The sequence below is a fragment of the Schlesneria sp. genome (assembly GCF_036405755.1).
GTDB lineage: Bacteria > Planctomycetota > Planctomycetia > Planctomycetales > Planctomycetaceae > Schlesneria > Schlesneria sphaerica.
Window position 1 is genome coordinate 1 of the sequence record NZ_DASWWZ010000689.1, and the last position, 14,793, is coordinate 14,793.

The 14,793-nt window shown below is 57.1% G+C and carries 10 protein-coding genes; 2 read left to right on the forward strand and 8 right to left on the reverse strand.

Translation table 11 applies throughout. From position 1 onward, the window contains the following. On the forward strand, positions 1–1,350 hold a 1,350-nt coding region (locus tag VGE80_RS22825), incomplete at its 5' end, for a reverse transcriptase domain-containing protein (RefSeq protein ID WP_440594247.1). A gap of 87 nt (positions 1,351–1,437) precedes the next feature. On the opposite strand, the gene hslU is transcribed toward VGE80_RS22825, so the two are convergent. From hslU to VGE80_RS22860, 7 genes are all read right to left on the reverse strand, one after another. Beyond that, positions 1,438–2,802 (reverse strand): ATP-dependent protease ATPase subunit HslU, encoded by a 1,365-nt coding sequence (hslU, locus tag VGE80_RS22830; protein WP_440594248.1) that lies wholly within the window; start codon positions 2,800–2,802, stop codon positions 1,438–1,440. A 123-nt stretch (positions 2,803–2,925) separates the two neighbouring features. Continuing rightward, positions 2,926–3,510 carry an ATP-dependent protease subunit HslV gene (hslV, locus tag VGE80_RS22835; RefSeq protein ID WP_440594249.1) on the reverse strand — a complete coding sequence of 195 codons (585 nt, stop codon included), beginning with the start codon at positions 3,508–3,510 and terminating at the stop codon, positions 2,926–2,928. Positions 3,511–3,695: 185 nt separating this feature from the next. Next, positions 3,696–4,445 carry an alpha/beta hydrolase gene (locus VGE80_RS22840; protein ID WP_440594250.1) on the reverse strand — a complete coding sequence of 250 codons (750 nt, stop codon included), beginning with the start codon at positions 4,443–4,445 and terminating at the stop codon, positions 3,696–3,698. Between the two features lie 84 nt (positions 4,446–4,529). Then, the gene (trpD, locus tag VGE80_RS22845; RefSeq protein WP_440594251.1) at positions 4,530–5,549 is read right to left on the reverse strand and encodes an anthranilate phosphoribosyltransferase; all 1,020 of its coding nucleotides are present in this window, start codon (positions 5,547–5,549) and stop codon (positions 4,530–4,532) included. Between the two features lie 506 nt (positions 5,550–6,055). Further along, positions 6,056–7,471 (reverse strand): Gfo/Idh/MocA family oxidoreductase, encoded by a 1,416-nt coding sequence (locus VGE80_RS22850; RefSeq protein ID WP_440594252.1) that lies wholly within the window; start codon positions 7,469–7,471, stop codon positions 6,056–6,058. Between the two features lie 128 nt (positions 7,472–7,599). Then, entirely contained in the window at positions 7,600–7,950 is a 351-nt protein-coding gene (locus VGE80_RS22855) for an ATP-dependent Clp protease adaptor ClpS (protein ID WP_373649378.1), read from the reverse strand. Positions 7,951–7,995: 45 nt separating this feature from the next. After that, positions 7,996–11,769: a hypothetical protein gene (locus VGE80_RS22860; RefSeq protein WP_440594253.1), complete on the reverse strand. Its 3,774-nt coding sequence runs from the start codon at positions 11,767–11,769 to the stop codon at positions 7,996–7,998. A gap of 456 nt (positions 11,770–12,225) precedes the next feature. Here VGE80_RS22860 and truB point away from each other — a divergent pair, with 456 nt between their 5' ends. Continuing rightward, on the forward strand, positions 12,226–13,146 hold the full coding sequence (gene truB / locus VGE80_RS22865; RefSeq protein ID WP_440594254.1) for a tRNA pseudouridine(55) synthase TruB: 921 nt from the start codon (positions 12,226–12,228) through the stop codon (positions 13,144–13,146). Positions 13,147–13,243: 97 nt separating this feature from the next. Here the strand turns inward: truB and VGE80_RS22870 are convergent. Beyond that, positions 13,244–14,793: hypothetical protein (locus VGE80_RS22870; protein ID WP_440594255.1), on the reverse strand; the 1,550-nt coding region annotated here is incomplete at its 5' end.

The following is a 14,793-nucleotide window of genomic DNA, read 5'->3' on the forward strand; positions in this document are numbered from 1 at the left end:
TTTCGACGACGCCCCGAGCCTTCACCCCCCCAGCTCCAACCTTCGCAGAGTTTACCCGCCCCGGATTTCAGCGAGACTCAAATCGCTGTTTCCGACAATTGTCAGCAAAAGAGTCTTTCGGCCGCTGCGGTCGTGACGGAAGAACCTCGGCCTCGGAAGCGGTTGCCAAAATCGGCTCGCATTCGCCTGACCCCCAATCGAAGGATCGTCGTCACGGCGGCGGAACGTCGAGCGATTCCGTTCATCGAAGCGAGCGGCGTTCCCCCTTACCGGTATGCTCGTTACGGGTCGCGAACGGATCACTATCTCGACCTCAGCCAGGACGGCAGCGAAGAACGGTTGCAGATATTTGGGCTGCCTGTCTTTCACACTCCTGAACAACTGGCCGAATGGATTGGAATTCCCCTCAACCGGGTTGCGTGGCTCATTCACCGCTTTTCCAATGGTCGACCTGAATCCCAGGCAGCCGCTCACTATCACTTCCACTGGGTCAAAAAACGGGCGGGTGGCTGGCGGCTGATTGAATCACCGAAGGGCTTGCTGAAGCAGGTACAGGCAAAGATCCTGCATGAGCTTCTCGATCACGTCCCCGCCCATGCCAACTCGCATGGCTTTACGAAGTCGCGTTCGATTCTGACGAACGCCCGGCCTCATACCGGTCAGGCCGTGGTCCTGAAGTTCGACCTGTCCAACTTCTACACCACGGTCAGTTTCGCCCGCGTCGTGGCCATCTTCCGCAGCCTTGGCTATTCACGTGAAGTGGCAATCTGGCTCGGCTCACTCGTGACGTCGGCCGTCCCGGGCAATTTGAAGTTTCAGGAACAAGGACCGTACGCGCTGGTTCCTTACCTGCGCCGCCACCTCCCTCAGGGTGCTCCTACATCGCCGGCTCTCGCCAACCTTTCCGCATTTGGTCTCGACATTCGGCTGTCGGGTCTGGCCAAGTCGTACGGAGCAAACTACACCCGCTACGCGGACGACTTGACGTTCTCGGGTCCGAAAGAGTTCAACTACGCTCTTTCGACGATCATCCCGCTGGTCCAGCAGATTGTGCGGCAGGAACGGTTCCAGACGAATGCGAAGAAGCGGCAGATTCTCAGGTCTCACCAGCGGCAAACCGTAGCCGGGGTCGTCGTCAATCAGCGGCCTAACGTCGCCCGATGCGACTTCGATCAACTCAAGGCGATTTTGACTAACTGCGTCCGACTTGGCCCATCAACGCAGAACCGCGTCGGAGCCACTGACTTTTATCAGCACCTTCGCGGACGTATCGCCCACATTCAGATGCTGAATCCGCTACGGGGCGAACGACTCACGCAGTTATTCCTGGCGATCGATTGGACCAGGTAAGTCACGCAACGCGATCACCGTTCCCGGGTCAATCCGGGAGCGGCGCACGGTTCATTCCTTCGACCGGGTACGTGGCGGTGTCTCCTGTCAGAGGATGAACTTGCTCAGGTCTTCGTCCTGACTGATCTGTTCCAATTGCTTCGCGACAAAATCACGATCAATGGAAATTTGCGTTCCCTGGGAATCAGGCCCCTGGAAGCTGATTTCTTCCAGAAGTCGTTCCATGATGGTGTGCAGTCGCCGGGCACCGATGTTCTGGGTTGATTGATTCACCCGCCACGCAATCTCGGCGATCTCGGCCAATCCATCTGCGGTAAACGAAACATGGATACCGTCGACCTCAAGTAACTGCTGGTATTGCCGGGTGACCGAAGCAGAGGGTTCCGTCAAAATTCTCAGGAAGTCTGACTTGGTCAGTTCATCGAGTTCGACGCGAATCGGAAACCGGCCCTGCAGTTCGGGCATCAGGTCGGCAGGCCGGGACGAATGGAACGCCCCTGCGGCGATGAACAGAATGTGATCCGTCTTAAGAGCGCCATACCGTGTATTGACGGTGGCACCTTCCACGATGGGAAGCAAATCCCGCTGGACCCCCTGCCGGCTGACATCGGTCCCACTATGCCCCCCTTCGCTGGAGGTACAGATCTTGTCAATCTCGTCGAGGAAGACAATGCCGCTCTGTTCTGCCAGCCTGAGGGCTTCGTCATGGATGGCATCTTTATCCAGCAGCAACTCGGTTTCCTGCTCCATCAGAAGGCGGCGTGCTTCCACGACCGTCACCTTTCGATTCTTCGACTGTCGCGGCATGACTCGTTCGAACAGTTGCTGGAAATCGACATCCATCTGCTCGAGCCCCATGTTGGAAAACATCTGGACCGGAGCCTTGCGCTGCGGCACTGATAACTCAACCTGGCGTTCATCCAGGGTCCCGGCATTCAGCATCTGGCGAAATTTTTCGCGCGTCCGTTCATGCCGAGCCGCATGCTCGTCAGCCGATACTGACTCTTTTTCATCATCTCGGGGCAGAGGCCGCGGTTCATGCGGAACAAGCAAATCGAGCAACCGTTCTTCGACATTCTTGCTGGCTTCGTTTTCGACCTCGCCCCGACGGCGTGCCTTCACCAGGTTGATCGACGCGTCGACCAGTTCACGGATCATGCTTTCGACATCACGACCGACGTAGCCGACTTCCGTGAAGCGGGTCGCTTCGACTTTGACGAAAGGAGAGCCAATCAATGTGGCCAGACGACGCGTGATTTCGGTTTTTCCGACGCCTGTCGGACCAATCATGATGATGTTCTTCGGCGTAATCTCGCGCCGGATTTCGTCCGGGAGTTGCTGCCAGCGCCAGCGACTGCGTAACGCAATCGCCACGGACCGCTTGGCTTTATCCTGCCCGACAATGTGCTGGTCCAACTCGGCAACGATCTGCCGTGGTGTCATGTCTCGCATTGGTCTTTTCCTTCCCCGTCCCTGAACTGGCGAGCCATCGTCGCCACGACGAGACTTTTGTTCGTCATCTGAATCCTGTCGCAGTAAGCATTCAGTGGTACAGCGACTGCGGACGTCCCTGAATCAGGAGTGAGTTTGAGGAGCTCCAAATTCTTCGACGACAATGTTGTCGTTGGTGTAGATGTCGATCTCGGAGGCGATCTTGAGCGATTCGCGAACAATTTCTGCGGCGGTAAGTGAAGAATGCCGGATCAAACCTCGGGCGGCAGCAACGGCATAGTTTCCACCTGAACCGATTCCCAGGATTCCATCGGCAGGCTGAACGACGTCCCCTTGTCCTGTCACAAGCAGACTGTGATCAGCATCGACGACGATCATCATCGCTTCCAGCTTTCGCAGGATTCGATCGGTCCTCCAGTCGCGTGCCAGTTCCGTGGCGGCCCGCGGAAGATTACCGGGGAAGTTTTTGGCTTTGGCCTCAAATCGTTCGAGCAGTGAGAAGGCGTCCGCAGTTGATCCCGCAAACCCGATCAGCATTTTCTTATCGAGAATCCAGCGCACCTTACGTGTGTCTGACTTCAGAATGGCATTTCCGTAGGTGACTTGTCCGTCACCACCCAAAGCGACTTGTCCACGATGCCGAACAGCCAGAATTGTCGTGGAATGCGTTTCGACCTTTGACGGTCGAGAATTTGTGCGGGCGTTCATGGTCAGCAGAACCAGTTCAGTTAGATATCAAGGAGGCCCCGCCGGACGCGGACCTGTCGTGCCGCCACCGTCAGCCTGATCGTGGGTCTCAACCTGCCCGCGCGGAAGGGTTTTCTTTCTCTGGCAGGTTGTCCCCAGTCCTCTGTTCACGGGAACGAAAGTGAGTCGGGCAGGTGGCAGTCGTATTATAGCGATGTCCTGCCATCGCCGATGGCTTCTCGCAGGAAAGTCCCGATCCGATCCAGAACGACATGCGGAATTTCATGTCCACCGGCGAAGGGAAGAAACTCGACATCTGCCCCGCCGTGATTTAACAGGTCACGCAAAGTTCCTGCGGCAGCAAACGGAAGAATCGGGTCGTTGGTTCCGTGAGACTGGAGTACCCGGAGCGCTTTGTGCCCTGCCACACGCTCGTTCCAGGTATCTTCGTTCAGCAACGTCCCGGACAAGATCACCAGACCGGCCGGGTTTTCGTCGAGATGCAAAGTGACATCCGTCGCCAGCATCGCTCCTTGTGAAAAGCCCCCCAGCAGAAAATGGCTGAGGGGAACGTTCACTCGTTCGGACCATTTTCGAATCAGGCCCAGCATCATCTCTCGAGCCACCGGAAGTTCATCAGGACAGTCCTTCCGCAGATCCCGGAACGTCCCGAGTGCTGCCGCCATTTGCAGTCGCCGCATATCGATGGGCCACCAGGCACGACCGTCCGGCATCCCCAGTTCTTCCAGACTGAGTGGCGCTTCGGGGAAGATAAACTGGACAGAACTGGCCATCCGCGGCTGTCGCAACAACATCTGACCGAGCGGAACCAGGTCTGTGCCGGGTGCACCGTACCCGTGACACAACACGACCACCGCGCGGGGAGTCGCTCCTGCTGGAAGGCTGTCTGCCACGTGACATTTCAAGCCGTTGAGATTCTCTTGGCGAAGTTGCATGGCGGTTTCAGTCTACTGAATTGAGAGGTGAATCTGTCTGTCGTTCACGTTCTTGTGGAGTTCCTGGGGAAGTCCACGAATGATTCAGCGGTTCGTCCATTGTGTCAATCGCTCGCAGAGGTCTCTGGCCGCCCCGGAATCGACGACGTCTTTTGCGAGAATGACGGCGGCCTGGATCGAAGCCGTTTTTCCCGCAGCCAGAAGTGCGGCTCCCGCATTCGCCACAACCATGTCATACGCCGGTCCTCGCTCACCTGCAAACACGCGACGAATCACATCCGCGCTTTCTGCCGCATTGTCGACGCGGAGAGCCTCTACATGACATTCCGGCAATCCCAGCGTCTCCGCCGTCCATAAGTGCGAAATTACTTCCGTCGGCGTGACTTCGAACACCGTCGTGGAACCCCACAGGCTGACCTCATCCAGTTCATCATTCCCGCAGACGACGAGGGCGCGCTGCGTCCCCAGCTTGAATAGCGCCTGAGCCAGTTTTTCGGCAAAGCTTTTCTTGGTCGCGCCCAGCAACTGATACGAAGCCCTCGCCGGGTTGGTGAGCGGCCCCAGCAGGTTAAAGATCGTGCGGAATCCGAGTTGCTTCCGTACGGGCCCCACGTGCTTCATGGCACTATGCAGGAGCGGTGCAAAGCAGAATCCGATGCCGACTTCATCAATACAACGACCAACCTGCTCGGCAGACAATTGCAGATTGACCCCCAGAGCCTCCAGCACATCGGCCGATCCGGATTTACTTGTCGCTCCCCGGTTCCCGTGCTTGGCCACCGGTTGCCCCGCGGCAGCTGCTACGAGCGCTGCGGCCGTGCTGATATTGAACGTCGAGAGTTGGTCGCCCCCCGTTCCGCAAGTGTCCAGCAGCCCTTCCGCCTGACAGTGAATTGTTGTCGAGCGTTCTCGCATGGCCAGCGCGGCACCGACAAGCTCACCGACGGATTCCCCCCGCAAGCGAAGTGCGGTCAGAAACGCGGCAACCTCCGCCTCGGAACATTCACCATCCATGATGGCGTCGACTGCGGCCTTCATCAGTTCCGCAGGAAGCGGTCGTCCGTCGAGTAATTCGGCGAAAGCCGGCTTGAGAGCATCGTGCATTATTCGTGTTGTTCCAAGGTTCTTTGAGAGATCAATCTGAACATTCTCGCCACGTCGGCTGCCTGCCCCCGCCGTTTCGGCAAGCTCTGAACGAGGAATGCTGAGTATATCCGCGGGAGATTTCGCGTGCGCGAATCTCCCGTTTGCGATGCGTAAAAAAACGGCGGTGGTCAGCCCACCTGCAGGTGATCGACGACAAGAGAGATGGCTCGTGACCGTGATCCGTTATTTTCCTGAAGTGTCTTGAGATCCGGTTCGACACTCACCCCCAAATTGCAGCCTGCCAACGTCGTTCGGCTTCGCCACAGCTGCCAGGAAATGAGGCTACCCATTGCACAGGAACGACAGGAAGTCGAGCGATCCCGGTACCGGTTCAGATTGAGTCAGTGCGGCCTGGATTTGGACGGATCGGAGATGCGATGGCGTGACATTCATTTCGAAACAGTGAACCGACCCTCTCAGCGTACGAGTGTCGGTTCGTCTCCATTTCGGCACCAGTTTCAGTATCAGACGCTGATATTGATTTCGTAGCCCTTTCGCTGCTCACGCGTGATCCACTTGGCGGCATCTTTGTCGTTGATGATCTGTTCCGTCTTGGGATCCCATTCGATCTTTCGGCCAAGTCGAATGGCGATATTCGCCAGATGGCATGTCGTCATCGCCCGGTGATGCGAATAGACATCACTGACCGGCAAGCCACGATCCTGCACGCAATCGAAGAAGTTTGCCATGTGAGCGTTGCGTCCCCCCTTGGGATCTTTTCCTTTGTAAAGATCTCGCAAGAGAGTCTCGGGAAGCGGATTCTTGGCCAGTTCCTCGACGGGTGCCCCGGTCAACTTACCCCGATTGACGAAGATCCGGCCTTCGGTTCCTTCAATGAGGACGCCATTATCCCCTTCGCTGGTGATCAGCATCTCGGCACCGTTCTCGAATCTGGCGGTGACGTCAAACTTCGTCGCGACGTTATACCGGTCGGAAACTGTCGGCATCCCATTTTCGAAGGGAACAGGATGTTCCGCCGTTCCTTCGACAGAGATCGGGCCACTGTTATCCATCCCCAACGCCCACATCCCGATGTCCACATGGTGAGCCCCCCAGTCCGTCATCTTTCCACCGGAATACTCGTACCACCAGCGGAATTCATAATGAGTGCGAGATTCCGGGTAGTGCTTGTTGTTTCCGAATCCCCCTTGGCGATATTCGGTCAGCGGTGCCTGCCCCAGCCACATCTCCCAGTTGAGCTGTGGAGGGATGTCGGCGACCGGAATCGCGCTGCTGACTTCAGCGCGATTAATCCCGCAGGTCACTTTCTTGATCTTACCCAGCCGACCACTGCGGGCGATGGCGACGGCCTTCAAGAATTGGTTTTGAACCTTGCCGTCGTTCGCAGACATTTCCGAACGCTGCTGCGTCCCCACCTGAAACACACGTTTCGTTTCATTCAGAACCTTGATGATCTGCTTGCCTTCAAGGATCGTCAGTGTCAGTGGCTTTTCGCAGTAGACGTCTTTACCGGCCTGCATCGCTTCAATGGCAATTTTGGAGTGCCAGTGGTCCGTCGTCACGATTGTCACGACATCGATATCTTTGCGATCCAGCAGTTTGCGGTAGTCTTCATACATCTCGGGGTCGCCAGAAATCCCCTTCTTGCTTTGAATATCCCGGACTCGATTGCGTGCTTTTTCCACATGCTCGCGATCAACGTCACAGACGGCGACGCAATCCGAGAATTCCATTGCATTCGGGCCGACAGCGTTCCAGCGATCTCCCGTCCCCACACACCCTAGAACAGGCCGGCTGTTCACCGTCTGGCGGCCGAGGGCGAGGTTACTTGTAGACGTGAACCAGTAGGGTAGCGTCGCACCCGCCAGCGCGGCGGTTGAAGACTTCAGAAAATCGCGACGATCGGATCGGTAGCTCATCGATGATATTCCTCGCACGAGATCTGGGAGCGAAACAGAGTGATCGGAAGCGACAACCACTCTAGCGGAGCATGTGAACGGATGAAACCCGATCACGCCCCGAAGTGATTCTGGACCAATCCCCGACTTCAGGCCACGGGCTCGATATAGCAGCCCAAGGGAAAGGAGGCAGGCTTGGACGCGTAAATATCAGTCCCGAATCCGATGATCTGATCACGCTTCAGTTCAGCAACTTCCATCGCCCCGGTCCAGACCGCCGCCCGGCCCTTGGAGTCAATCTCGAGAGCCAGTCGGTAAGCCTCTTCTACGGTGTGTCCACAGATACGGCTCAGCGCATCGATCACGTAGGCGAACGTGTGCAGATCATCATCCTCAACGATCACCGAATATTGGGGCTGGCGCCGGGTCCGGGTGACGGGTGCGGGTTTCGCCGTCGACACGATCGTTTCTTCCACAACAATTTCTTCAAGCTCAGTCATCGCTCTGTTCCATCTCGGCAAGTCCTGGGGAAAGGCAGGTTCAGACTACTCTTCGGTTCCTGTTCCCAACCGTTCGTAGTAACCACGCACGAGATCTCGATAGCGGGTCGGCACGGGGTCCCGATCGACGGGGACCAGAGATTCGGGCGATTCCTGCCTGGCTATTTCATCGGCCAGCCGCTGCTGGAGCTCGATCATGGGCTGATGCACAGATGACCGCACGAAGTCCCAATTGGGTGTGGTCGTGTGCCGTTTGAATTCGGCTCGGGCACTCCGTGCGCGGTCACGAACTTTCTGAACTTCAGACTGAAGTCGGGGATCGCCGATCATCGATTCGACATCGCGCAGTCGCTCATTGAATTCCGTGAAGTCACCACCCGTGAGCGGTCCGCCCCCCTGGCTGTTCCCGCCACTGCCTCCACCTTCAGAGTTTTCTCCCCCCTCTTGCGAGTTCCCCGGAGCGGGACGTGGACTTCCTGATGGTTTCTGTGACCGCGAATTGGCGGAAGATTGCCGCAGCGAAGGACGTTGACTGTCAGATCCCTTCGGATCAGATTGCTCACCCGACGGCCGTCCGCCTCCCTGTCCACCCGGTCGCGACTCCCCTTCACCACTTCCTTGACCTTCACCCGCTTCACCCTGTGGGCTCTGACCATCACCGCTACTGGCAGCGGGCTGCGCACCGGACTCACCCGGACTCTCTCCTACTCCCTGAGCCCCTTCGCCAGCAGGCTGCTGGCCTTCTCCCGGTTCCGTCCCTTCGCCGGGTTTTGCGTCCGCTCCCGCCCCCTTGCCACCGTCCGGTCCCCTTTGCCCCGCTGACTCGTTCGTCTTCTCGTTCCCATCGTTGTTGCCATCAGCGGTCGAAGACTTGCCGGACGGACCAGGGTCTTGTGACTGTCTGGTATTGGCACGAATTTCTTCCTCAAGCTGTTGCGACAGAGCGGCCAGTTCTCTGCGGGCGCGTTTTAGCGAATCGATCTCATTTCCAAGGACCGATTCAGCCGCCTTTTCGATCCCCTTCTTCAGTTGATCGATCCCCGCCTGAGCCTGCATTTCGGCCTTCGATGCTTCAGGCAGGATTCCCTGCTTCAGCAGTTGCTGTGTGGCTGAGAGCGCCTGATCCAGTTTCGATTCGCGGGTCGAGCGGAGCATGTCATACAACTGCCTGGATAACAGCGGCTCAGACGTTTCGGACTGCTCGACAACTTGTTTGGCGTGATCCACAATCTCGTTTGCACGGAGCTGCTGTTGCTGAAACTCGGCCTGTAACTGAGACCGCTGCTGTGACTGTCGCAGAGTACGGCTCGAGTCATCCGACAACTGAGCCAATTCTTGCGCAAGCTCTTTCTCGCGTTCGGCCAATTGTCGAACTTCTTCACGCATCGAACGCATGGCGTCAGCAAACTGAGCCGCTGTCTGCTTGCGGAAATCTTCCTGCATCTGCTTCAGTTCACGCTCGGCCCGCGTCCCGGCATTGAGAGCCTGAGAGAGCTGCCCCTCACGCAGTTTTTCGGCCGTTTCGACCATCCGCTGGCGAGTCTGTTCCAATTGCTGTTTGGTTTCAGCGACCGTCTCCTGCTGGTTTGACTGATTCAGTTTGTTTCGCAGTTCGTCTGTGTCATGCAGGATCTGCTGCTGCTCTTCGCGCAATCGCTTGAGTCGTCGTTCGATTTCCTCTCGATCCGCATCAGTCTTGGCCTGTCGCGCCTGGGCATCGAGGTCTTTCAACTGCTGGTTAAGTTCTTCCTGGCGACGAGCCATTTCCTTCAGTCGGTCCAGAATCGCAAGGGCTTCACGATTGACGTTGCTTTCCTGTTGCTTTGCAGCTTTTTCCGATTCGTAGCGGTCTTTGGACTGCTTCAACTCCAGATCAAGCCGTTCTTTTTCTTCGTTCTGTTGACCACTTCCTTTGGCCTTGGACTGCATCAGCAGATGTTCTTTGGCGCGCAGCTTGAGCAGCCCCTGATAGGCGAGTTGTTCCGCGGCAGTCGCGGGAGTCAACGGTTGAACATTCTGCGAAGTCACCGCACGTTCCAGTTCGCCGCTCGCTTTTTCCATCCCGTCGGAAATGGTCGAGAAAATCGGCTGCAATTGCGGCTGCGTCATTCGCTCGCGAAGTGCCTGCAGTTTGCGTGCGGCCTGCAACTGACCTTCGTGCAAGGTTTGAACTTCCTGTTCCAGCTTCGGCGACCATGTGGGATCGGGAGTCCTGACGGCTTTCCAGGTCCCCACAATGATCTGCTTCTGAAGCTCAAGGAGTTTCGCGAGTGATTCGGGGGGCTTTTGAGAGTTCTGCATCTCTCCCGCCCCCTGCTGGTCAACCTGACGGTAAATCTCGTCGAAGGCCCGAACTTCTGCGAAGAAGACGTCACCACTGGTGCGACGTCGCTGACCATCCGGTCCGAAATCATCCGCGTACAGGTAGTACGTCATCAACTCGTCAGGCTGCACCCGAAAGTCTTCCAGTCGCTGAAGAGAGGAAAGCTTATGTTGCTGACCGCCGTTCAGTTCACGTCCCAGCGGCAGCGTGACCGGTTCGCGTCCCGGCATCTGCACCACCAAACCAACTTCGAGCAGGCCAAAGTCGTCGATCGCGGTTGCATCCAGAGCAACTTCTTCTAACGGTGAGACTTTGACATCTTTCCCGGGAAAAACCAGTTTGAGATCTGGCGCGCGATTCGGAACGACATCAATTCGAAACTCTTCGGGATCGCGGTTTTTTCGGCCCGCATCGTCGGTCAGTTCCAGCTTCAGCCGCACCCGGCCTTCCGGAATGAAACTGCAACGATAGGAGCGCGGCCGATCAGGATCAGCCTCGAGAGTCAATGTTGTTCCATCTGCCGAAACAAGGCGTGCACTGACAAGACTCTTGTTCACGTGGCATGAAATCGAGATTCGTGTCCCCTCTACGACAGAGGCATCGAAAGCATCCTCAAGTGTGTTCGCGGGAAGCTGCGTATAGCTGGGATACTCGAAACTCAGATCCGATCGAACGAGCGCAGGCAAATCGTAGACAGTGATGCGGTAGCCTTTCGTCTGATTGCCATCAAAGTCGATCCGATAAGTGATATCCTCTTTAACGACCGGCAGACGACTCGCAAAAACAGGGTCGTCGAGACTCTTTGCCAGAGCGAGTCTTGTTTCATTTCCATCCTCACCCTTCCAGATGACGTGCACATCGGCGGGAGGTGTCCCCTGAAAACGTGCCAGTACCAGTAAACTGCTTCCCCGCTCCAGCTCGGCATCACCCGGTTCGACGGTCACCGGCGGTTCCCCTGCCACATTCTCGACGGCACGGTCACTGCTGGAAATCGCTGCAACGGACCTGTTCGCCCCCTGCGTTGCCATCAAGCCGACGATGACGAACGCCGCCATTGCGGCGGTTTGATTGAGGATGGCTCGGCGCATCTGCCGGGGAGGCACCGCCTCGGTCCAGTCATTCATCCGGGCATGGTGCACGGCTTCGGAGATCACCTGACGCTGCAGCACATTGAGCCGGCCCGTTTGCACTTCCGGGAATTGCTCCAGAGCGGCCAGCAGGCGAGAGTTCAGTTCCGGAAAGGCCTGTTCAATGTTGCGAGCAACTTCAACTTTCGACGTCCCTAAGTAGCGTGACTGAATCCACACGACCGTCGCGACAAGCAGGGCCGCAAAAAACCAGACTGATCCCGGAACGAACGGACGCCCGGCAATCGCCCAAAGGGCAACAAGCACTGCGAATGCAGCCCAGGACCAGGTGAGTCGCCGCCACATCCATAATCGGCCCCGGCGCAGTGCGACCTTCGACAACTGCTGACGAAGTTGGATTTCCAGCATGCGACTCACTTCCAGCCAGATTCTGAGATTTCATGAGCGGAACCACACAGTCAGGATATCGCTTGATTTCCCGGTCGTCACCCCCGACTTTGAGCCACGCGGCGTGAAATTAAGATTCTCTGCCGACCGGAATTGCACTCCTCAACTCACAACGCAACGGGTCGAAGAACTTGCCAGGTCCCGTGTCACGTCCGTCCCCATACGCACCCCGCCTTGATGGAGAATTGTCTTCCGCGAGGCGGGTGCGCAGCGACTCGAATGAAACAGTTCGATTCTGCAAACCGCTCCTCAATCCGAACTCTTCTCCTGCGGGAACGAGTGTACAGACTTACGCTATGCACGCGATTGTTGAGTCGCTGTGGTTGGGCAAATCGGCTCGGTTCAATAATATCCCGACTTCACTTTGTGTTTGGGTCTGGCGGTCGTTGCCATCCCCGTCCTGTTTGAAAAGACCAGATGAACTATTGCGGCGTACTCAACATTGACAAGCCAGAGGGGCTGACTTCCCGCGAGATTGTGAACCATGTCGATCGACTGGTCAGGCCCGCGAAGGTCGGACATGCAGGAACGCTCGACCCCTTGGCGACTGGCGTTCTCGTGGTCTGTGTCGGACACGCAACTCGCTTGGTGACCCTTGCCCAGGAAGGGCGTAAGCGCTATCTGGCGCGATTTGAGCTCGGCAAAACCAGCGACACCGATGATATCACTGGAACGGTCGACGCCGGGGGCGAATGGACTCATCTCACTGAAGATGACATTACCCGTCTGCTACCCTTGTTCACAGGCCGGATCGCGCAAGTTCCCCCGCAGTTCTCGGCCGTTCATGTGAAGGGAGAACGGGCGTATCACCTGGCACGTCGTGGGGAAACAGTCGAAATCGAAGCCCGGCCCGTCGACGTCTATTCTCTCCGGCTGACGGAATTTCAGTTGCCGGGGATCGAGTTGGAGATTGAGTGCGGCAGCGGAACGTATGTCCGATCGATCGGCCGCGATCTGGGTCATCGCCTTGGCTGTGGTGCGGTGATGACGAAGTTACGTCGCACGGCCGTCGGCCCTTTCGAAGTCCGTGACGCCATCACACTGGACTCTCTGACACCCGAAACGATCGCAGCCAGCCTTCAGCCTGCACTCAGAATCGCTCAGCACTTGCCGCAACGTGTGCTCAGCCCGCAGGAGACCGTGTCTGTTCGGCGAGGCCAGGCGATCCGACTGGGAATCCCCCTCTCGGTATTTGAAGAGGGGGGACCACTTCAGACGAGTGAACCCGCCTGCGTTCCACGCGCTGCACTGGTCGATGCAGATGAAGTGTTGATCGGGATCGGCGAAGTTGACTTTACCACCAGCCGCCTGCATCCACGTATCATTTTCCCGAACTGACGCATCGTTCTCATCAGCCGTTCGTGCAGAGCGGCATTCTCGTCAGTCCACACACGAGCAGCACACCGCGGGCAAAGTCGCTTGCGTCGCGAAACGACTACTGTTGATTTGCAGGCTGAATCGCGGAGGCGGGCTCGTCAGCCAATAGATCAGCAGGCAGAGGCAACTGATTAGGTGCCGCACTACCGCAACCATTCTCCTGCGACAACAGCGGTGGAGCAATCGGACCGACCTGGACCTCACTGCGGACGACGGGAATCTCGAACGATTCGTCATCCGCGACCGAGAAGTTCTGCTGGAGGATCCGGGGAATGGAAACGCGCCGTGCGGTCCATTTGGGGATCTCGTACCTGGACGTCGCCTTGGGTTGGCCTGCCTGGGACGCCGGAGGCTGATCAAGTCCTGCAGCAGCCACCTTCGAGAAACTTCCGGACAGTTTGTCGGAATCAATGGTCGTCTGCGGAGCGTTCGAAGAACCGAGCAATGACGGGGTCAGTGCCAGAGCAGGAAGTCCCGTTTCACTGGTTGCGTGGGTCGACGTTTTCGCTGCTTCTGCGAACGTCAGCTTCGGTTTTGACGCCACTTCGCTGATACTCTTGGGCTCCGTTTCGAGCTTCGGAGTCACTTTCAGACGGGACTCGGAATTCTGACTCGTCTCTGCACGAGGGACTTTTGCTTCCCGCAGCAGGGGTGGCGTCTGAATCGTTTCTTCTGCACCCTGATGCTTTGGCGAGATTCGTTCCCGGTAAAGAATCAGTGCATTCAGCGAGTGGAACAGCGGACCACAATCAATTTGGGCATCGCGCTGGAGGATCAGTTCACGCGACAGCGTCCAGACAGCGTTACGCACCCAGGGCTCATTGAGTCGTTCTTTCGGGAGGCTTGCAGAAAGGAACTCCATCGTGTGCCCGGTGGTGTTAAACCGCTTGTTCACGTCCGGGGTATAACCAGGTCCTTTGTAGGATTCGCTGGAGAAACTGCCGTCCGAATTCTGCAGCGACCGGGCGATTTCAATGTGCTGCTTGATTCGCTGATCGGCCTGCAACCAAACCCCACGCAACCGTCCGCCATTCTGCAGGTACTTGTCGCGAGCGCGGGTCAAGGCGTAGAGCCGATGATTCCCACCACAAGGAGCCCCTACGACGGGTTGACTGGTTTCAATCTGGACCAGTCGTTCGATGCTCCAGGGTTCATTGTGCTGGTTGTACCAGGTGGCGTCGGGCTTCAGAAAATGTTGCAGTGCCCACAACACCCAGGTCACTTCTTCGTTGGTGTTGACTTCCTTCATCGTATTGTTGACCAGATCATTCAGCGTGACGGTCTTTCCCTGCACGCGAAATTCGTGGTCAAGTGGCAGATTCGAATGAGACAACAGCGCCAGAAACTGCGAGGGATGTCCTTCGAAGGCGTAGATGCGGGTATAGGGATGAAACTTGGCCCCATGACTGGTCAGCAACATCCATGGCTGGTTGTCGAACTGAGGTTCCGTCGTCGACAGCCACTGGATGGCGTTGACTTTCTTGTCACCGAGTCGCAATACGGTGTCATGGCGCAGCGCCAGAATGCAGTGAAAAATCTGCCAGGGAGAATGCGAATTTGCGACCAGGGTCCGCTTGCTCGTGATTTCAATTGCACGATCAATCAATT

Excerpts from the sequence above, each read along its gene's own strand:
- VGE80_RS22855 (WP_373649378.1), bottom strand. The coding sequence starts at position 7,950 with ATGACTGAGCTTGAAGAAATTGTTGTGGAAGAAACGATCGTGTCGACG.
- VGE80_RS22860 (WP_440594253.1), bottom strand. The coding sequence starts at position 11,769 with ATGCTGGAAATCCAACTTCGTCAGCAGTTGTCGAAGGTCGCACTGCGC.
- trpD (WP_440594251.1), bottom strand. The coding sequence starts at position 5,549 with ATGCACGATGCTCTCAAGCCGGCTTTCGCCGAATTACTCGACGGACGA.
- hslU (WP_440594248.1), bottom strand. The coding sequence starts at position 2,802 with ATGCGAGACATGACACCACGGCAGATCGTTGCCGAGTTGGACCAGCAC.
- VGE80_RS22840 (WP_440594250.1), bottom strand. The coding sequence starts at position 4,445 with ATGCAACTTCGCCAAGAGAATCTCAACGGCTTGAAATGTCACGTGGCA.
- VGE80_RS22850 (WP_440594252.1), bottom strand. The coding sequence starts at position 7,471 with ATGAGCTACCGATCCGATCGTCGCGATTTTCTGAAGTCTTCAACCGCC.
- hslV (WP_440594249.1), bottom strand. The coding sequence starts at position 3,510 with ATGAACGCCCGCACAAATTCTCGACCGTCAAAGGTCGAAACGCATTCC.
- truB (WP_440594254.1), top strand. The coding sequence starts at position 12,226 with ATGAACTATTGCGGCGTACTCAACATTGACAAGCCAGAGGGGCTGACT.